Origin of the sequence: Micromonospora sagamiensis, assembly GCF_014680085.1 — a bacterium.
Lineage (GTDB): Bacteria > Actinomycetota > Actinomycetes > Mycobacteriales > Micromonosporaceae > Micromonospora > Micromonospora inyonensis.
The window spans coordinates 5868796-5889440 of the sequence record NZ_AP023438.1; the positions used below are offsets into that span (position 1 = coordinate 5868796).

The 20645-nt window shown below is 75.8% G+C and carries 7 protein-coding genes; all 7 read left to right on the forward strand.

The annotated features are described in order from the left end of the window. Positions 1-81: 81 nt before the first annotated feature. From IGA62_RS25225 to IGA62_RS25255, 7 genes are read left to right on the forward strand one after another with little or no spacing between them, the layout of a single operon-like run. The gene (locus IGA62_RS25225; RefSeq protein WP_145818556.1) at positions 82-6066 is read left to right on the forward strand and encodes a non-ribosomal peptide synthetase; all 5985 of its coding nucleotides are present in this window, start codon (positions 82-84) and stop codon (positions 6064-6066) included. Then, positions 6063-9317, forward strand: a complete 3255-nt coding sequence (locus tag IGA62_RS25230) for a non-ribosomal peptide synthetase (protein ID WP_145818555.1) — start codon at positions 6063-6065, stop codon at positions 9315-9317. The genes IGA62_RS25225 and IGA62_RS25230 overlap by 4 nt, the downstream gene beginning before the upstream one ends. After that, positions 9314-10687, forward strand: a complete 1374-nt coding sequence (locus tag IGA62_RS25235) for an FAD-dependent oxidoreductase (protein WP_145818554.1) — start codon at positions 9314-9316, stop codon at positions 10685-10687. The genes IGA62_RS25230 and IGA62_RS25235 overlap by 4 nt, the downstream gene beginning before the upstream one ends. Then, positions 10681-11415 (forward strand): DUF6875 domain-containing protein, encoded by a 735-nt coding sequence (locus IGA62_RS25240; protein WP_145818553.1) that lies wholly within the window; start codon positions 10681-10683, stop codon positions 11413-11415. The genes IGA62_RS25235 and IGA62_RS25240 overlap by 7 nt, the downstream gene beginning before the upstream one ends. Beyond that, positions 11412-14759, forward strand: coding sequence for a non-ribosomal peptide synthetase (locus IGA62_RS25245; RefSeq protein WP_190289212.1), 3348 nt, complete (start codon positions 11412-11414; stop codon positions 14757-14759). The genes IGA62_RS25240 and IGA62_RS25245 overlap by 4 nt, the downstream gene beginning before the upstream one ends. Continuing rightward, the gene (locus tag IGA62_RS25250; RefSeq protein WP_145818552.1) at positions 14756-19291 is read left to right on the forward strand and encodes a non-ribosomal peptide synthetase; all 4536 of its coding nucleotides are present in this window, start codon (positions 14756-14758) and stop codon (positions 19289-19291) included. Before IGA62_RS25245 ends, IGA62_RS25250 begins: the two co-directional genes overlap by 4 nt. After that, entirely contained in the window at positions 19284-20627 is a 1344-nt protein-coding gene (locus IGA62_RS25255) for an MFS transporter (protein WP_145818551.1), read from the forward strand. Before IGA62_RS25250 ends, IGA62_RS25255 begins: the two co-directional genes overlap by 8 nt. Positions 20628-20645 lie beyond the last annotated feature (18 nt).

Genomic DNA, 20645 nt, shown 5'->3' on the forward strand with positions numbered 1-20645 from the left:
CACCAGAAATCCGCTTTTCCATAGCCGTGTGTGGTTTCCAGGGTGTTTCTTGTCCGGCCCGCCGGACGTGAAGGAGTGAAGGTGCCGGCATCGCCCTCCGACGCAGCCGCCGATGGCCGGTACGGCACGGTCACGTTGCAGCCGGGCATGCTCTTCACCCAGGAACACCAGCCCGGGTCGGGTATCGACATCCTCCAGGTGGTCGTCGACTGGCCCGCGCCGCTGGATCCGACCGCCATGCGGACCGCCTGGCAGCACGCCACCGCCCGGCACCCGGTGCTGCGCACCGCCTTCGTCTGGCCCGGTGGCGGAGAACCGGCGCAGGAGGTGCGCGCGCAGGCGAGCCTGCCGGTGGCGCACCACGACTGGTCCGCCCAGCCGCCCGCCGGTCGCGCCGAGCGGTTGGCCCGCTTCCTCGCCGACGACCGGGCTGCCGGCTTCGACTCCTCGACCGCGCCGCTGGCCCGGGTCACCCTGGTCACGCACGGGCCGGACCGGCACACCCTGGCGGTCACCCTGCACCACGCCATCCTCGACGGCCGCTCGGTGCACATGCTGCTCGACGAGGTCTGCGCCGAGCACGACGCACTCGTCGCCGGTCGTCCGTACGCCGCTGTGCGCCGTCCACCGTTCCGCGACTACGCGGTGTGGGCGGCCGGGCGGCCACTGGACGCCGACCAGCGGTTCTGGAGCGCCCGGCTGACCGGGGTGCCGCTGCCGACCCCGCTGCCGCTGACCGGCGGGCCGGACGCGCCGCCCCACGGGGTGTCGTCGGTCCGGGAGGCGAGCCGGTCCCTCGACGCCGGGGCGACCGCCGCGCTCGTCGCCGCCGCCCGGACCGTGGGCGTGTCGCTGGGCACCCTGGTCACCGCGGCCTGGTCGGTGCTGCTGCACCGGTACGCCGGAGTCACCGACGTGGTGTTCGGCTCCACCCGTACCTGCCGGCAGGACACGGTGGACGGCGCCGAACGGATGCTGGGCCTTCTGATCAACACGGTGCCGGTACGGATCCGGGTCGAACCGGACCAGCCGGTACGCGACTGGCTGCGCGGCGTCCGTCGGCAGGTCGACGAGGTACGCCCGCACCAGCTCGCCCCGCTGGGCGAGATCCAGCGGTGGAGCGGGGTGCCGGCCAGCAGCCCGCTCTTCGACAGCCTTCTCATGTACGAGCACCAGGATCTCCAGACCGCGCTGAGCCGGTCGGTGCCCGGCTGGGGCGACCGGGTCGCCCGCGTCCACCGGCACCCCGGCCCACCGGTCACCGTCTGTGTCTACGGTGAGCCGACGCTGACCGTGCTCCTGTACCACGACCGCCGCCGGTTGACCGAGGCCGGCGCGGACGCGATGCTGCGCCACTTCCTGGTCGTCCTCACCGGGCTGGCCGCCGGAACCGCGCGGCCGGTGTCCGCGCTGCCCCTGCTCGACACGACGGACCGGGCCCTGCTGGCCGGCTTCCGCACCACCGCCGACCCCGCCGGGGCGGTCGACGCCACGGTGCCGGAGCTGGTCACCGCCGTGGCCCGCCGGCAGCCCGACGCGGTCGCCCTGGTCGGCGCCGACGGCACCACCCTGCGTTACCGGGAGCTGGAGGAACGCGCCGACCGTCTGGCCGGCCGGCTCGTCGCGGCCGGGGTGCGACCGGACGAGCCGGTGGCGGTGGCCCTGCCCCGGTCGGTGGAACTGGTGGTCGCCCTTCTCGCCGTGCTCAAGGCCGGTGGCGCGTACCTTCCCCTGGACCCCGACGACCCGCCCGCCCGGATCCGGCAACTGCTCGCCGTCGCCGGAGACCCGCTGGTGCTGGCCACCGGCGGGGTGCCGGGCGCCACCCGGCTGCTCCGCCTCGACGAGCCCGTCGACGTCGACGAGCCCACCGCTGTCGGCCGGCCCGATGCCGTGCCGGCGGGCCGGGTACACCCGGCCGGGTTGGCCTACGTCAGCTTCACCTCCGGGTCCACCGGCACCCCCAAGGGGGTCGCGGTTCCGCATGCCGCCGTGGTCCGCCTCGTGCACCGGCCCGGCTACCTGCGCCTGGGCCCGGACGAGACGGTGCTGCACCTCGCCCCGGTGGCGTTCGACGCGGCCACCCTGGAGATCTGGGGCGCCCTGGCCAACGGTGCCCGTCTCGTGGTGGCCCCGGCCGGCGCGCCCGACCTCGCCGAGCTGGCCCGGCTGCTACGCCGCGAACGGATCTCCGTGCTCTGGCTGACCGCCGGGCTCTTCCACCAACTGGTCGAGTTCGACCCGGAGTGCCTCGCCGCGGTCGGCCAACTGCTCGCCGGCGGGGACGTGCTCGCCCCCGAGGCGGTCCGTCGCGCGCTCCGGGTGCGCGGCGGCGCGCCCCTGGTCAACGGGTACGGCCCGACCGAGAACACCACCTTCACCTGCGTGCACCCGATGACCGACCCGGAGGCCGTACCGGACCCGGTGCCGATCGGCCGTCCGGTGCCCCGGTCCACGGTGTACGTCCTGGACCCGCAGGGTCGCCAGGTGCCGGTCGGCGTACCCGGCGAACTCCACACCGGCGGCGCGGGCCTGGCCCGGGGCTACCTCAACCGTCCGGCGGCGACTGCGGCGGCGTTCGTGCCCGACCCGTTCGACCCGCGTCCGGGCGCCCGGATGTACCGCACCGGCGACCTGGTCCGCTGGCGTCCGGACGGCACCCTCGACTTCCTCGGCCGCATCGACGGGCAGGTCAAGATCCGGGGCTTCCGGGTCGAGCCGGGCGAGGTCGCCGCGGCGCTGCGGGCCCATCCGGACGTCGGGGACGCCGTCGTGGTCGTCGACGGGGAGGGGGAACGACGCCGGCTGCTCGCCTACCTGACCCCGCGACCGGGCCGGGACGCGCCGCGCCCCGAGGATCTTTCCCGGTACGCCGCCGAGCGGCTCCCCACCCACCTGCGCCCGGCCGCCCATCTGGTCCTGCCCGCCCTGCCGCTGACCCGTAACGGCAAGATCGACCGGCGGGCCCTGCCCCTGCCGGAACCACCACCGGACCGTCCGCCCGCCGACCTGACCGACCCGGTCCACCTCCGACTGGCCGAGGTCTGGGCCGGGTTGCTCGGCACCGCGCCGGCCCGCGTCGACGACGACTTCTTCGTCCTCGGCGGGAACTCGCTGCTGGCCACCCGGCTGACCTTCGTCGTGGCCGACCGGTTCGGCGTGGACCTGCCGGTCCGCCTGGTGTACGAGCGGCCGACACTCGCCGCGTTGGCCGAGGCCATCGCCGACCGCGCCTCCGGCGTGCGGGCCGCGTCCACCGGGGTGGTCCGGCGGGACCGGAGCGGGTACCGGTCGGCGCCGGGCCCGTCGGTGCCGGTCACCCCGGCGGTGGCGGTGCCGCCCGTTCCGTCCGCGCCGGTTGCCGCCCCCTCCGCGCCGGTTGCCGCCCCCTCCGCGTCGGTGCCGGCCGTTTCGCCCGCGCCGGTTGCCGTTCCGCCCGCGTCGATCCGCGCCGGAGGGCCGGCGCATCTGGTCCGCCCGGTCGAGGGCCCGTGGGCGCTGTGGCGTTGGGTCGGGTTGCGGGCCGCCGGCTTCCCGGTCGAGACGTTGACCGCCCTCGGGGACCCGGACCTGGTGCGGGCCGCCGACACGCTGCTGGCCGCCGAGGACCGGCTCACCGCGACCCGACGGGAGCTGGCCGAACGCGTGCACCGGGTCCGGGCGGCCAGCCCGGCGGGGGAGCGGACCGGCTGGAACCGGGCGGTTCGTCAGCTCCGCCGGGACACCCCACCGGAGCCGCTGCCCGCCGGTTCCGCGTCCGTCGACGGCGGAGCGCTCGTCCGCGCCCACGCGGCGCTGTGCGCCGCCCACGCCGACCGGGACGGCGCGTTCGTGGCGTACCGGGCCGCGTACGACCGGGCCGGCGCGGCACGTGCCGCCGCCCTGCGCGCCACCGCCGCCGACCCGCTGTTCCGCGAGGCCGTGACCTGGCAGAACCGGCACGCACTGCGCACCGGCGTGGACCCGGTCCTGACCGCCGGGGACCGGCGCGACTCCCGGCACCGCCAGCACGAGGCACTGGTCGCCACCTACCTCCAGCGCTACTGCGTCAAGAACGACACCATCGGCTTCTTCGGCCCGGTCGGCTGGGCCCGGATCACCGACGCGCCACCCGGGCTCGCCGTCCACCACGGCGGCGCACCGCTCGCCCGCCGCACCGTCTACCTGGAGAACTGGGCGGTGGTGGAGGTGGCCGAGGCGCTCGCCGCCCGCGACCCGGGACTGCGGCCGTGGCTGGTGCCGCGCCGGATGCCCTTCCTGGCCGTCGTCGGAGACGAACTGCGCATGCCACTGACCCCACCGGTGGGCCTGCCGCCGGTGACGGCCCGGCTGCTGCGCGCCTGCGACGGCACCCGGTCGGCCGGCGAGATCGCCGCCGAGCTGGCCGCCGACCCGACCACCGGGATCGCCACCGGCGAGCAGGTCTACCGGATGCTCGCCGAGCTGCGGGAGGAACGCCGGATCTCGTGGTCGCTGGAGGTGCCCAAGGAGGACGTCTTCCCGGAACGCGCGCTGCGGACCCGGCTCACCGCGATCGGCGACGCGGCGGTGCGCGAGCCGGCCCTCGCCGCCCTCGATGACCTCGAACGGGCCCGGGACGAGGTGGCCGCGGCGGCCGGCGACGCCGACCGGCTCGGAGCCGCGATCGAGGCGCTGGAGGAGCGGTTCCGCGCGCTCACCGGCACCGCACCGACCCGCCGCGCCGGCCGGACCTACGCCGGGCGGACCCTGGTCTACGAGGACTGCCGGTCGGGCACCGAGGTCACCCTCTCCACCGACCTCGTCGCCACCTGCTGGCCGGCGCTGAGCCTGCTGCTGGAGAGCGTCCGCTGGTTCACCTCGGCCGGTGCCGCGCTGTTCCGGCGGGCCTTCGTCGAGCGGTACCGGGAGCTGGTGGCCCGCACCGGCACCGCCACGGTGTCCTTCGCCGACTTCTGGCTCTGGGCCAACGACCTGCTCTTCGACCCGCCGGAGAAGCTGGTCGCGCCGGTGGTGCGCGCCCTCCAGGACCGGTGGGCGAGGGTCCTGCCCGACGCCGTCGACCACCGGGTCACCGCCACCTCCACCGACCTGCGCGAACGCGTGGCGGAGGCGTTCGCGGCACCCCGTCCCGGCTGGGTCGGCGCGTACCAGCACAGCCCGGACGTGCTGCTCGCCGCGGACGGGCCGGAGGCCGTCGCCCGGGGCGACTTCCACTGGGTGGTCGGTGAGGTGCACCCGGGGGTGAACACCCTGCGCTCGGCGCTGTTCGTCGCCCAGCACCCCGCGCCGGAGGAACTGCGCGCCGCGATGGCCGCCGACCTGCCGTACGGCCGGCTCACCCTGGCCGCCACCGGCGAGGAGGGCGGCGCGTCGTCCCGGCTGACCGACAAGCTGGTCACGGACCGGGACCTGCGGCTGGTCTTCGGCCACGACAGCTGCGGACTCGACCCGGCCACGTCGCTGCCGGTGGCCGACTGCCTTCTCGGGCCGGTCGACGGCGTGTTGACCGTGCACAGCCGGGACGGCCGGCACCGGCTGCCGTTGACCGAGGTGCTGGGGGAAGCGCTGATGGTGCAACTGGTGCAGCGGTTCGACATCCGCCGGCCGGCGGACCACCAGCCCCGCATCACCGTCGACCGGGTGGTGCTGGCCCGGGAGAGCTGGCGGTTCACCGCCGCCGGGCTGGACTTCGCCGGGCTGCCCGACGAGGGCGAGCGGTTCCACCGCGTCCGCCGCTGGCAGCGGGAGCACGCCCTGCCCCGGCACGTCTTCGTCAAGACCCCGGCCGAGGAGAAGCCGTTCCACCTGGACTTCGCCAGCCTCGCCGCGGTCGACGTCTTCGCCCGCGCGGTGCGCCGCGTGGGTCACGACCGGGATGCCGCCGTACGGCTCACCGAGATGCTGCCCGGTCCGGAGCAGACCTGGCTCACCGACGCGCAGGGCCGGCACCGGACGGCGGAGCTGCGGCTGGTGGCCGTCGACACGCGCGTCCCCGACCCGGTCGAACCGACCTCGACCGTGCCCGGCACCCCGACCGCCGACCGGCGGTCGGGCCGTCCCCACCGCACCCAGGCGGGAGTATGAACACCGAAACCTATGTCCTGCCGTCGTCGTTCACCCAACGTCGACTGTGGATGATCGACCAGATGGCCCCGGGCGCGGTGACGTACCACATCGCCTGGGCGGTCGAGTTGAACGGCCCGCTCGACGCGGCCGCGCTGGAGTCCACCCTGAGCTGGCTGGTGGACCGGCACGAGGCGCTGCGCACCCACTTCACCGCCGTCGACGGGGAACCCGCCCAGGTGGTCACCCCGGCCGCGCCGGTCCGGCTGCCGGTCGTCGACGCCGGTGCGTGCTGGCACGACCTGGTGGACGCCGCCGCCGGCGAGCCCTTCGACCTGGCCACCGGGCCACTGGTCCGGTTCGGACTGATCCGTCGGAGCGCCGACGCCCACGTGCTCACCGTCGTGGTGCACCACAGCGTGGCCGACGGCTGGTCGTTCGGGATCCTCTTCCGGGAACTCGCCGCCGGGTACGCCGCCCTGGCCGCCGGCCGCCGCCCCGACCTGCCCCCACCGCCCGTGCAGTACGCCGACTTCGCCGTCTGGCAGCGGGAACAGGACGCCCAGGGCGCCTTCGACGCCGACCTGGACTTCTGGCACGCCGAGCTGGCCGATGCGCCGACCCTGCTCGACCTGCCCGCCGACCGGCCCCGACCGGCCGAGCAGTCCGACGTCGGCGGGGAGGTTCCGTTCCTCTTTCCCGACGAGCTGGGCGCCCGCCTGCGCGCCGGCCGGGACGGCACGCTGTTCACCCGGCTGCTGGCCGCCTTCCAGGTGCTGCTGCACCGGCTCACCGGCGCCGACGACCTGCTCGTGGCGGTGCCGGTGGCCGGGCGGACCCGGCCGGAGACCCGGGACGTGGTGGGCTTCTTCGCCAACACCCTCGCGCTGCGGGCCCGGTTCGCCGACCGGCCGGACTTCGCCGGGGTGCTCGCCCAGGCCCGGGCCGCCGCCACGGCCATGCAGGCCCGTCAGGACGTCCCCTTCGACCGGATCGTGGACCGGCTGGCCCCCACCCGCAGCCTGGCCCACGCCCCGGTGGTGCAGGTGATGTTCGCCCTGGACGAACCGCCGACCCCGGTAACCGCCGCCGGCCTGCGGATCGTCCCGCACCTGTGGGAGAACGGCACGGTCAAGTTCGACCTGACGTTGACCGTCGAGGACCGGCCGGACGGCCTGGCGGGCCGGATCACCTACCGCGCCGACCTGTACGACTCCACCAGGATCGTCGACCTCGCCGAGCGGTACCTCACCCTCCTCGCCGCCACCCTGGACCGGCCCGACACGCCCGTGGACGAGCTGCCGTTGCTGGGCGCGGGGGAGCGGGAGCGGCTCCTGCGCACCGGCAACGACACCGACCTGCCGCTGCCCACCGTGGCGACGGTCGCCGAGCTGCTCGACCGGTACCCGCCCGCCGTGCCCGACGCCGTCGCGGTCGCCGGGCCGGACGGCACGCTCAGCCACCGGGACCTCGCCGCGCGCGCCAACCGGATCGCCCACCTGCTGCGCCGCCACGGCGTCGGCCCGGACACCCCGGTCGGCCTCTGCCTCGGCCGGGGCACCGACCTGGTCGCGGCGGTGGTCGGCGTGTGGCGGGCCGGTGCCGGCTACCTGCCCCTCGACCCGGGGCTACCCACCGACCGGCTCGCCACCATGCTGACCGACGCCGCCCCGCCCGTGGTGCTCACCGACGCCACCGGCGCCGCGCACGTCGCCGAGGCGGTGGCCGCCGCCGGCACCGACGTGCCGGTCGTGCTCCGCCTCGACCAGCTCGACCCGACCGGACTCCCCACCGACCCGCCGCCGGTGGTCGGTCACCCGGACGCGCTGGCCTACCTGCTCTACACCTCCGGTTCCACGGGCCGCCCCAAGGGGGTCGCGGTCACCCACGGCGGGGTGGTCAACCTGCTCGTCGGCTTCCACCGGCTGCTCGGCCTGACCCCCGCCGACCGGGTCGCCGCCATCACCACCCCGGCGTTCGACATCTCCGTGGTGGAACTGGTGCTGCCGCTGCTGGCCGGTGCCCGGATCGAGGTGCTCGACGCGGACACCGCCCTCGACGCCACCGCCCTGCACGCGGCCCTGGCCGACCGGGGCGTCACCGTGCTCCAGGGCACCCCGGCGACCTGGCGGATGCTGGTCGCCGCGCGGGGCGTACCGGCCGGGGTGCGGTTGCGGATCAGCGGCGGCGAGGCACTCACCCGGGACCTGGCCGACCGGCTGCGCACCGACGGGGCGCGGGTGCTCAACGGGTACGGGCCGTCGGAGACCACGATCTACTCCTCGGCCGGACCGGTCGACGCCAGCGGCCCGGTCGACCTGGGCGGACCCTGCGCGAACACCCGGATCCACCTGCTCGACGCGGCCGGCGAGCCGGTGCCCGACGGGGTGGTCGGCGAGATCCACATCGGAGGCGCCGGGGTGGCCCGGGGCTACCACGGCCGGCCCGGCCTGACCGCCGACCGGTTCCGGCCCGACCCGTTCGGCGACCGCCCCGGCGGGCGGCTCTACGCCACCGGTGACCTGGCCCGACGACTGCCCGACGGGCGCCTGGAGTACCTCGGCCGGGCCGACCAGCAGGTCAAGGTGCGCGGGTTCCGGATCGAGCTGGGCGAGATCGAGGCCGCCCTCCGCGACCAGCCCGGCGTCCGGGACGCCGTGGTGACCACCTGGGGCACGGGCGCGGACGTCCGGCTCGCCGCGTACGCGGTCCCCGGGCACGCGGGCGCCGACGCCGCGTCGCTCTGGCCGCAGGTCCGTGCCGGGCTGGCCCGCCGCCTCCCGGAGTACATGGTGCCGGCGACCCTGGTCGTCCTCGACGCGTTGCCGCGCACCGCCAGCGGTAAGCGGGACCGGCGGGCGCTGCCCGAGCCGACCTGGCGGGAGACCAGCGGTGGCGGGCCCACCGCACCGCGTGACCCGGTGGAGGAGCAGCTCGCCGCGCTCTGGCGGGACGTGCTCGGCCGCGCGGAGGTGGGCGTGCACGACAACTTCTTCGCTCTCGGCGGGCACTCGCTGACCGCGACCCGCCTGATCGCCCGCGTCCGCACCACCTTCGGCACCGAGCTGGCGCTGCGCAGTCTCTTCGCCGCGCCCACCATCGCCGAACTCGCCGTCATCGTCGCCGCCGGGAGCGGACCCGCCCCCGCCGGCCCCGACCGCATCGGTCCCGCCGGGCCATCCCCGCAGGACCTGCTCGCCTCGCTCGACGACCTCTCCGACAGTGAGGTCGACGCGCTGCTGGACACCCTGATCGCCGAGGAGGGCGTATGATCCCGCACAGGGAACGGGTGGTCGTCATCGGAGCCGGTCTGGCCGGTTCACTCGCCGCGCTCTACCTGGCCCGGCGCGGCTACACGGTGGACGTCCACGAGCGACGGCCCGACCCCCGCACCGCCCCGTCGGGCGCGGGCGGCCGGTCGATCAACCTCGGTCTGTCCGCCCGGGGCATGCGCGCGCTGGACGGGGTGGGCCTCCTCGCCGACGTGCTCAAGCGCAGCGTGCCGATGCGGGGCCGGGTGGTGCACGCCCCGGACGGGTCGGTGCGCTTCCAGCCGTACGGGGTGAGGGAACACGAGATCCTCCACTCGGTGCTCCGCGAGGAGCTGATCTCGCTGGTGGTGGAGGCGGCCGAGGTCGAGCCGGAGGTCCGGTTCCACTTCGGCAGCCGGCTGCTGCGGCTGGACCGCCAGACCGCGACCGTCGAGGTCGCGCCGACCGGTGGCGGCGACCCGACCCGGATCACCGCCGACTGGGTCGTCGGCGCCGACGGGGTGTTCTCCACCGTCCGCCAGCAGATGCAGCACGGGCTGCGCGCGGACTACACCCAGGAGTTCCTGCCCTGGGGCTACAAGGAACTGACCATCCCGGTCGGCCCGGACGGTCGCCCCCGCGTCCGGCTGGAGGCGTTGCACGTCTGGCCGGGACACGAGGCGCTGATGGTCGCCCACCCCAACCGGGACGGTTCGCTGACCTGCTCGCTGTTCATGGCCCACGAGGGGTCGGTGAGCTTCGCCGCGCTGGACACCCCGGCGGCGGTGCGCGACTTCTTCCGCCGGCACTTCCCGGACGCCGAGGACCTGATGCCGGACCTCGTCGACGAGATCGCCGGGCATCCGACCGGACACCTGGTCACCGTTCGCACCGCCCCCTGGCGGCACGCCGACCGGGTGGTGCTGATCGGGGACGCGGCGCACGCGGTCTACCCGTTCTACGGCCAGGGCATGAACTCCTCGTTCGAGGACTGCCTGGTGCTCGACGGCTGCCTCGCCGACCACCCGACGGACCGGGCGGCGGCGCTGGCCGCGTACGAGGCGGCCCGCAAGCCGCACACCGACGTGCTCGCCGACCTGTCCACCGCCAACTTCGTCGACCTGCGGGACCGGGTGCACCGGGTCGGGTACAGCCTCTCCGCCACCGCCGACCGGGTGCTGTCCCGGCTGCTGCCGGGGCGCTGGGTGCCGCTGTACACGATGGTCGCCCACACCACCACCCCGTACGCGGACGCGCTGGCCCGGGCCCGCCGGCAGCAGCGCGTCCTGCGCGGCGCCGGGGCCGGTCTCGCCGTGGGCGCCGCGGTCGCGCTCGCCGCCGGGGTACGCGCCGGCCGGCGCCGGGCCGTGGGCGGGGGGACATCGTGCTGACCCACTCCCTGCTTCCCGGGCAGATCCTGTTCACCGCGGCCGACCTGTCCGCGGATCCGCCGCACCCGTTGCTCGACGGGGCGCTCGACCAGCTGCGGGCGGTCGTCGCGTGGGCCCGGGAGTACCTCTGCGAGCCGCACCCGGAGCTGGGCCGCAAGGGACCGGTCTGTCCCTACGCCCAGGGCTCGCTGGACCGGGACACGTTCTACCTGGCCGTGCACCGGGGCGGCACCGTCGACCCGGCCGAGCTGGACACGGTGCTCGCCGGTTACCGGGACTGGTTCGCCCGGCTGGAGCCGCTGGCCGGGCCGTCCGCCCAGTTCAAGACGATCCTGCTCACCCTGCCCGACCTCCCGGTCGATGTGGCCCGCCAGACGGTGGACCGCACCCAGGAACGGCTCAAGCCGGCCTACACCGAGCAGGGACTGATGCTCGGCGAGTTCCACGACGGGCCGCCGGCCAAGGGCGGCCTCTGGAACGGCGACTTCCGGCCCCTGCACAGTCCGGTGCCGATGCTGGTGGTCCGGCACATGGTCGCCAGCGACCTGCCGTTCCTCGTCGACGACCCGGTGACCTGTGCGGCGTACCTGCGGTACTTCGCGCACAGCGCCCCCGGCGCGCTGCGCCAGCAGATCGCCGCGGCGGCCGCCCGGCACGGCCTCACCGTGCCCGACGTCGCCGCCGGCACGCCGGTGCCGCGCCGGCTGCTGAACCAGGAGGTGGGATGAGCACGGCCGACTCCGCCGCCGGGGACAAGCGGGCACTGCTCGCCCGGCTGCTGGCCGAACGGGCCCGCGCGCCCCGCCGCCACCCGGCCTCCTTCGGTCAACGTCGGCTGTGGTTCCTGGACCGCCTCACCGGCGCCGATCCGGTCTACAACATCCCGGTGGCGTTCCGGGTGCGCGGCCCGCTCGACGTCGACGCGCTGCGTACCGCCCTGGCGGCCATCGTGGCCCGGCACGGGGCACTGCGGACCACCTTCGCCGAGTCCGGTGGGGAACCGGTGCAGGTGGTCCACCCGGCCGGTGAGCCGGCCCTGACCGTGGTCGACCTGACCGGGCTGCCGGTGGCCGACCGGGACGCCGAGGCCACCCGGCTGGTGTGGGAGCAGGCGCGGGCACCGTTCGACCTGACCACCGGTCCGCTGCTGCGGGTGGTGGTGCTCCGGACCGACGTCGACCGGCACCACCTGTCGTTCTGCCTGCACCACATCGTCTCGGACGCGTGGTCGCTGGGGGTGCTGTTCCGGGAACTGGACACCGCGTACGCCGCCGCGCTGGCCGGTGAGCCGGCCCGCCTGCCCGAGCTGCCCACCCAGTACGCCGACTTCGCCGTCTGGCAGCGGGAACGACTGGCCGGGGACGCCCTGCGCGGACAGCTCGACCACTGGCTGTCCCACCTGCGCGGGGCCCCGGCCCTGCTCTCCCTGCCCACCGACCGGCCCCGCCCGACGATCCGTTCCCAGCGGGGGGCCGCGCACTACCTCACCCTCCCGGCGCCGGTCACCCACCGGGTCGAGGAGTTCAGCCGGGACGCCGGGGCCACCCTGTTCATGACTCTGCTCGCCGGGTTCCAGGCGGTGCTGTCCCGGCACAGCGGGCAGGACGACATCGTCGTCGGCACCCCGGTCGCCGGCCGGAACCACCCCGATCTGGAGGGGCTGATCGGCTTCTTCGTCAACACCGTCGCCCTGCGGGTGTCGACGGCCGGCTCGCCGTCGCTGCGGGACCTGGTCGACCGGGTACGCGAGGTCGCCCTCGCCGGCCTCGGCAACGCCGACCTGCCGTTCGAGAAGCTGGTCGAGGAGTTGCAGCCGGACCGCAGCCTGGCCCACGCGCCGGTCTTCCAGGCCCAGCTCGTCCTCCAGAACGCGCCGTACGACGGGTTCCGGCTCACCGGCTGCACGGCCACCACGTTGGAGGTGGACAGCGGCTCGGCCAAGTTCGACCTGACCCTGGTCGGGGAGCGGACCGCCGACGGGGCGCTGCGGCTGGCGTTCGAGTACGACACGGCGCTGTTCGACGTCGCCACCGTGGACCGGCTCGGCCGGCACCTGTGCACCCTGCTGGAGGCGGCGGTCGCCGACCCGGACCGTCCCCTGGACCGGATCCCGCTGCTGCGCGGCGCGGAGCTGCGGCAGGCCCTGGTGGAGTGGAACGCCACCGACCGGCCGCTGCCGGAGGTCTCCTCGGTGTGGGAGCTGCTGCCCACCGGCCCGGCCGCGCCCGGCTCCGCACCGGCGGTCACCGGGCCGGACGGGCAACTCGACCGGACCGGACTGCACCGGTGGGCCGGACGGATCGCGGGTCGGCTGCTCGCCGCCGGTGTCGGCCCGGACACGCCGGTCGGCATCTGCCTGGACCGGGGGGCCGGGATGGTGGCCGCGGTGCTCGGGGTGTGGCGCGCCGGGGCCGGCTACCTTCCGCTCGACCCCGCCCTGCCGGCGGAGCGGCTGCGCTTCATGCTCGCCGACTCCGGCACCCGTGTGGTGCTGACCAGCCGCGCCGTCGCCGACCGGCTGGCCGGGGTGCTGGACGAGGTCCCGTCCCTCCTGACCCTCGACGCCGACACCGAAGCCGCCGCCGACACCGGAGCTGCCGCCGCCGGGGCTGGCGTCGCGGGCGCGGACGGGTCGGGGCCGGCGGTCGTCCCGCACCCGGACGCGCTGGCGTACCTGCTCTACACCTCCGGCTCGACCGGCCGTCCGAAGGGCGTCGCCGTCGGGCACCGGGCCGTGCTCAACCTGCTCACCTCCTTCCGCGACGACCTCGACCTCGGGCCGGGTGACCTGTTCGCGGCGGTCACCACGCTGTCGTTCGACATCTCCGTGGTGGAGTTGCTCCTGCCGCTGATGTGCGACGTCCCGCTGCTGGTGGTCGGTGCCGACGAGACGGGGGACGGGCCGGCCCTGCGCCGCCGGCTGGCCGACAGCGGGGCGACCGTGCTCCAGGCCACCCCGGCCACCTGGCGGCTCCTGCTGGCCGCCGGTGGGGTGCCCCCGGCGGTGCGGCTGCGGGTCACCGGCGGCGAGGCACTGCCCCGGGACCTCGCCGACGCGCTGCTCGCCGACGGCGCGGCGCTGTGGAACTGCTACGGGCCGACCGAGACGACGGTCTACTCCTCCGGCGGCCCGGTGCCGCCCGCCCCGGCCGCCGTCACCATCGGCGGGCCGATCGCCAACACCCGGCTCCACCTGCTCGACGAGGCATTCCAGCCGGTGCCGGTGGGCGTGGTCGGCGAACTGTACGTCGGTGGGGCCGGGGTGGCCCGGGGCTACCACGGCCGGCCCGGCCTGACCGCCGAGCGCTTCGTGCCGGACCCGTTCGGCGACCGGCCCGGCGCCCGGCTCTACGCCACCGGCGACCTGGCCCGGCGTCGGCCCGACGGCCGGGTGGAGTACCTCGGCCGGGCCGACCACCAGGTCAAGGTGCGCGGCTTCCGGATCGAACCGGGCGAGATCGAGACGCTGCTGCGGGCCCGGACGGAGGTCGTCGACGCGGTGGTCACCGCGTGGGCCGGCGGGGACGGCGACACCCGGCTGGTCGCGTACGCGGTGCCGGCGGCCGGAACCGACCCGGACACCCTCTGGGAACGGGTCCGACCCGCGCTGGCCCGCCAGCTGCCCGAGTACATGCTCCCGGCGGCCCTGGTGCCGCTGGCCGCCCTGCCGCTCAACGACAACGGCAAGGTGGACCGGAAGGCGCTGCCGGCCCCCCGGTGGACCGACCCCTCCGCTGCCCGGGTCGCCCCCCGGGACGCGGTGGAGCAGCTGGTCGCCGAGGTCTGGCAGGAGGTGCTGCGGGTCGACACCATCGGGGTGCACGACGACTTCTTCCGCCTCGGCGGGCACTCGCTGCTCGGGGTGCGGGCGCTGGGCCGGATCGGCGCGGCGGTGGAGATGGAGGTGCCGATCCCGTTGCTCTTCGCCGCACCCACGGTCGCCGCGATGGCCGCCGCGCTGCGCGCCGCCGAGCCGGCACCCGGCCACGTCGACGCCGTCGCCGCCTTCCGGCAGGAGATGGCCGGCCTCTCCGACGAGGAACTGCGGGCACTGGTGGAGGGGCCGGAATGACCGACCGGGAACGGCTGATCCGGGAGCTGATGGCCCGCCGGGGACTGCGGGCCCCGGCCGCACCGGCGGGTATCCCGCGCCGGGCTCCGGGCACCCGGGTGCCGCTGTCGCCGACGCAGGAGGGGATGTGGTTCCTCGACCGGCTCCAGCCGGGCAGCCCGGCGTACGTGATGAGCCACGCCGTCCGGCTCACCGGGCTGCTGGAGCCGACCGCGTTGCAGGCCGCGCTGGACGAGCTGGTCGGCGCGCACGAGGCGCTGCGGACCCGGTTCACCGACCGGGACGGCGAGGTCGAACAGGAGGTGCTCGCCGCCGACGATCCGGCGGCGCGGTGCGTGGTGGTCGTCGACGACCTGACCGGCGGGTCCGTCGCGGAACGCGAGGCGGCGGTCGTCGACATCGTCCGGCGGGAGACCGAGACGCCCTTCGACCTCGGCCGCGCACCCCTGCTGCGGGTACGGCTGGGACGGCTGGGCCGCGACGAACACCTGCTGGTGGTCAGCCTGCACCACATCGTCGCCGACGAGCGGTCCGTCGGCATCGTCCTGACCGGCCTGCTCGACGGCCACCACCGGCACCGGACCGGCACCGGCGCGGCGCCCGCCCCGGTCGCGCAGTTCCCCGACCACGTGGTGTGGCAGCGCGAGCGGCTGGCCGGCGGCGCGGCGGACCGGGCGCGGACGTTCTGGGCCAGCCGCCTGACGGGCTTCTCCGGCCTGCTCGACCTGCCCACCGACCGGCCCCGACCGGCCACCCAGACCTTCGCCGGACGCACCCACGGCTTCACGGTCCCCGGCGACCTGACCGCCGCCCTCGACACGCTGGGCCGGAGCACCGGCTGCACCCGCTTCATGGTCCTGCTCGCCGGGCTCCAGGTGCTGCTGGCCCGCCTCGGCGGCACCGACGACGTCTGCGTCGGCTCCCCGGTGACGCTGCGCGCCGACGCGGCCCAGCAGGACATCGTCGGCCTGCTGGTCAACACCCTGCCGCTGCGTACCGACCTGTCCGGCGACCCGACGCTGGGCGACGTGCTGACCCGGGTCCGGGCCACCTGCGTGGAGTCACTGGCCCACGCCGAGCTGCCGTTCGAGCGGATCGTCGAGACCGCCCGGCTGCCCCGCGACCTGAGCCGCAATCCGCTCTACCAGGTGATGCTGGTGGTCAACCAGGACGGTCCGGACGGCCCGTGCGGCGACCTCACCGTCCGGCCCGTCCCGGTGGTCCGGGAGACCTCCCGGCTGGACCTGACCGTGGCGGTGCGCGCCGACGGCACCGGCCTGGCCGGCGTGGTCGACTACAACACCGACCTGTTCGACGAGGTGACCGTCGCGCGGCTCGTCGACCGGTTCACCGCCGTGCTGTGGGCGCTGGCCACCGAGCCGCGGCGTCGGCTCGCCGACCTCGACCTGACCGGCCCCGCCGAACGGCGGGACCTGGCCCGCTGGAACGCCACCGACCGGGCGTACCCGACCGGTGCCGGCCTGCACGAGCTGGTCCGGGCCCGCGCGGCCGTCGACCCGGACGCGCCCGCGCTGCTGGACGTGAGCCCGGACGCGGGCGGCCGGGCGCCGTTGACCTACGGCCGGCTGGTCGCGGACGCCGACCGGCTCGCCGCCCGACTGCGCGGGCTCGGCGTCCGACCGGACCAGCCGGTGGGGCTGGTCCTGCCGGCGGGAGCCGGAGCGGTGACCGGGATCCTGGCGATCCTCGCGGCCGGCGGCGGGTACCTGCCGTTGGATCCGGCCCACCCGCCGGCCCGGCTGCGGGCCCTGCTCACCGCCGCCGGCACCACCGTCTGCCTCACCGACGCCGGCCTTGCCGGGAAGCTGGCCGCTCCGCCGGAGAGCAGCGATCCCGACGACCGGCCGTACGCCGGCACGCTGCTCGTCGTCGACCTCGACGGCCGGCCCACCGACGCCCCCGACCCCGACGGTCGGCCCACCGACGTGCCCGACGCCGGCACGACGGTCGGCGGCGCGACGGTACCGGCGTCCGCGACGGTCCACCCCGACCAGCTCGCCTACGTCATCCACACCTCCGGCTCCACCGGCACGCCGAAGGGGGTGATGGTCGGCCACCGCACCGCCGTCAACCTGGCCCTGGCCTTCGCCGACCTGCACGGCATCGGCCCCGGCGACCGGCTGCTCATGCTGCCCCCGCTCAGCTTCGACGCCTCCGTCGGCGACCTGTTCCCGGCCCTGGTCAGCGGGGCCGCGCTGGTGGTGCACCGGCAGCCGGCGGCGATCACCGGGCCCGGTCTGGCCGAGCTGTGCCGTGCTCACCGGATCACCCTGGTCGACACCGCCGCGCCGCTCTGGGCGCGCTGGGTGGACGACCTCGCCGCCCGGTCCGGGCCGGTCGACGTCGGACCGCTGCGCGCCGCGATGGTCGGCGGGGAGGCCGTCGACCTGGACACCGTCCGCCGGTGGGCCCGCCTCACCGACGGTCGGGTCACCGTCCACAACCACTACGGTCCGACCGAGGCGACCGTCTGCGCCACCACCTACGCCACGGTCGACGCCGGGGAACTGCCCGGCCTGACCCGGCTGCCGATCGGCCGTCCGGTGCCGAACGTGCGCGTCCACGTCCTCGACGCGGACCTGCGGCCGGTGCCGATCGGCCTGCCCGGCGAGGTGTACGTCGGCGGCACCGCGCCGGCCCGGGGCTACCTGGGCCGGCCCGCCGAGACCGCGACCCGCTTCGTGCCCGATCCGTACGGTCCGCCCGGCTCCCGGCTCTACCGCACCGGCGACCTGGCCCGGCACCGTGCCGACGGCACCCTGGAGTTCCTCGGCCGCACGGACCGGCAGGTCAAGATCCGTGGACACCGGATCGAGATCGGTGAGGTGGAGGCGGCCTGCGCCGCCCTGCCCGGGGTACGCCGCGCCGCCGTGGTGGTCGACCATGCCACGACCGGCTCGCGGCTGGTCGCGTACCTGGTGGACGACGGGGACGCCCCGGACGGCGCGGCGGCCCGCGTCGCGTTGCGTCGGCGGGTGCCGGAGCACCTGATCCCGTCGGCCTTCGTCCGGGTACCGGACCTGCCCACCAACCGGCACGGCAAGCTGGACCTGGCCGCCCTGCCCCCACCCGCCGACGTCACCGACCGGCCAACCCACGAGCCGCCGGCCACCGGCACGGAGAAGGCCCTCGCGGAGATCTGGGCCGACCTGCTCGGCACCGGGCCGGTCGGCCGTCGGGACAACTTCTTCGACCTCGGAGGACACTCGCTGCTCGCCGCGACCGTGGTGACCCGGATCCGCACCACCCTCGGCGCGGACCTGCCCCTGCGGGCGCTCTTCGAGGCGGCCGACCTGGCCGGCCTCGCCGCCGTCCTCGACGGCGACGGACCGGACCGGAACCGCCACGGTGACCTGCTGCGCGTCGAGGCCCGCCGCGCCGACGACCTGCCCGTACCGCCCGGCGCGGCCCCGGCCCGGCCGGCGGAGGTGCTCGTCACCGGAGCCACCGGGTTCCTCGGCGCGTACCTGCTCGCCGACTGGCTCACCCACACCGCGGCCACCGTGCACTGTCTGGTCCGCGCGGACACCCCGGCCGCCGCCGTCGACCGGGTCCGCGCCAACCTGCACCGGTACGGCCTCTGGCGACCCGAGCACGCCGACCGTCTCGTCGGCGTCCCCGGTGACCTCGCCGCACCCCGGCTGGGGCTGACCGGGGCGGCCTTCGCCGCACTCGGCGAGCGGATCGACGCGGTCGTGCACAACGGCGGAGTGGTGAACTTCGTGCAGCCGTACCCGGCGCTGCGCCCGGCCAACGTGGACGGCACGTGTGAGGTGCTGCGACTGGCCACCGCCACCCGTCCCAGCGCGGTGCACTTCGTCTCCACCCTCGGGGTCTTCGTCACCCCGTCCCGCACCGGCACCCTGGTCCGCGAGGGTGACGTGCCCGACGACTGCGACGGCCTGTACGACGGCTACAACGCCAGCAAGTGGGTCGCCGACGCGCTGGTCCGCTCGGCCCGGGACCGGGGACTGCCGGTGAGCGTGCACCGGCCCGCCCGGATCACCGGCGACGCGGTCACCGGGGTCGGCAACACCGACGACTTCTTCAGCCGGCTGCTGAAGACCTGCGTACAGCTCGGTGCGGTGCCGGAGATCGACGACCCGGCCGACCTCGCCCCGGTGGACTACGTGGGAGCCGGGATCGGCCACCTCACCCGCACCGGCTCCACCGGCGACCACCACTACTACAACAACCGCACCATCACCTACCCGGCGTTGGCCGAGGCGCTGGCCGGGTTCGGCTACCCGGTCGAGCTGGTGCCGTACCCGCGTTGGCGGGCGGCCCTGCTGGCCCGGCCGGACGCCGCGCTGGCCGGGTTCGCCCCGCTGTTCGGACCGGCCACGCCGGTGCGTACCCAACCGGACTTCGACTGCACCGGCACCGAGGCGGCCCTCGCGGCGGCCGGCATCACCTGCCCGGCGGCGGACCGGCACCTGCTGCACACCTACCTGGCGGCGTTCGTCGCCGCCGGGTTCCTCGACCCGCCGTCCGGGAGGGCCCATGAATGACGCGCTACCCGCCCGCCGCTGGGTGGCCATCTGGCTCGGCCAGCTCGTCTCGCTGATCGGGTCCAGCCTGACCGCGTTCGTCCTCGGCGTCTGGGTGTACCAGCGCACCGGCTCGGTCACCCAGTTCTCACTGATCTTCCTGGCCGCGACCCTGCCGGCGGTGCTGGTGGCACCGTTCGCGGGCGCGCTGGCCGACCGCCGGGACCGGCGACGGCTGATGCTGGTCAGTGACACCCTCGCCGCCGTGGGCACCGCGGCGCTCGCCGCGCTGGTCGCGGCCGATGCCCTCCAGGTGTGGCACATCTACCTGGCGACGGTGCTCAGCGCCGGGGCGTCCACCGTGCACCAGGTGGCCTACCAGGCGATGACCCCGGCGTTGGTCGGCAAGCGGCACCTGGGCCGGTTCAACGGGTTGATGCAGGTCTCCCGGGCCGTGCAGATCGCCGCGCCGCTGGTCGCCGGGGTGCTGGTGGTGACCATCGGTGTCGGTGGGGTGATGGTCGTCGACCTGGGCACCTTCGTCGTCGCGGCCGGGACGCTGCTGCTGGTCCGGCTGCCCGCCGAGGTGACCCGGCCGGCCGGGGGCGGCCCCGTCGAGCCGGTGCTGCGCGGTGCCGCCGCCGGCTGGCGTCACCTGCGGCAGCGTCCCGGCCTGTTGCAGCTGATGGTGGTCTTCGGGGCCTACAACTTCCTGTTCGGCATCGCCGGGGTGCTGGTCCAACCGTTGATCCTCTCGTTCACCTCGGCGGACACCCTCGGCGTGCTGATGTTCGCCGGTGGGGCCGGGCTGTTCGCCGGCAGCCTGGTGATGGGCGCCTGGGGCGGACCGAAGCGGCGGGTCACCGCCGTGTGTGGCGGGCTCGCCGTGGGCGGGGTGGCGCTGGTGCTGCACGCCGGGTCGCCGTCCGCGTGGCTGATCGGCGTGGTCGCCCCGCTGTTCCTGTTCACCCTGCCGATCGTGAACAGCTCCACCATGACGCTGATCCAGACCAAGACCGAGCCGTCGGTGCTGGGCCGGGTGCTCGCCACCGCCCGGGTGATCGGCGACGCCAGTGTGCCGGTGGCGTACCTGCTGGCCGGGCCGATCGCCGACGGCGTCTTCGAGCCGCTGCTACGGCCGGACGGCGCGCTCGCCGACTCGGTCGGCACCGTGATCGGCACGGGCGACGGCCGGGGCATCGCGCTGGTCTTCGCGGTCACCGGGGCGCTGATGGTGCTCCTCGCCGCGACCGCCTGGGCCTGGCCGGCGCTGCGCGGCGTCGACGACCTGCCGGATGCGCTCCCCGACGAACCGGCCGCCCCCGCCGCCCCCGAGACCGTCCCCGCCGACCGCTGATCCCGTCCTCCCGTACCC

Excerpts from the sequence above, each read along its gene's own strand:
- IGA62_RS25255 (WP_145818551.1), top strand. The coding sequence starts at position 19,284 with ATGAATGACGCGCTACCCGCCCGCCGCTGGGTGGCCATCTGGCTCGGC.
- IGA62_RS25230 (WP_145818555.1), top strand. The coding sequence starts at position 6,063 with ATGAACACCGAAACCTATGTCCTGCCGTCGTCGTTCACCCAACGTCGA.
- IGA62_RS25235 (WP_145818554.1), top strand. The coding sequence starts at position 9,314 with ATGATCCCGCACAGGGAACGGGTGGTCGTCATCGGAGCCGGTCTGGCC.
- IGA62_RS25245 (WP_190289212.1), top strand. The coding sequence starts at position 11,412 with ATGAGCACGGCCGACTCCGCCGCCGGGGACAAGCGGGCACTGCTCGCC.
- IGA62_RS25250 (WP_145818552.1), top strand. The coding sequence starts at position 14,756 with ATGACCGACCGGGAACGGCTGATCCGGGAGCTGATGGCCCGCCGGGGA.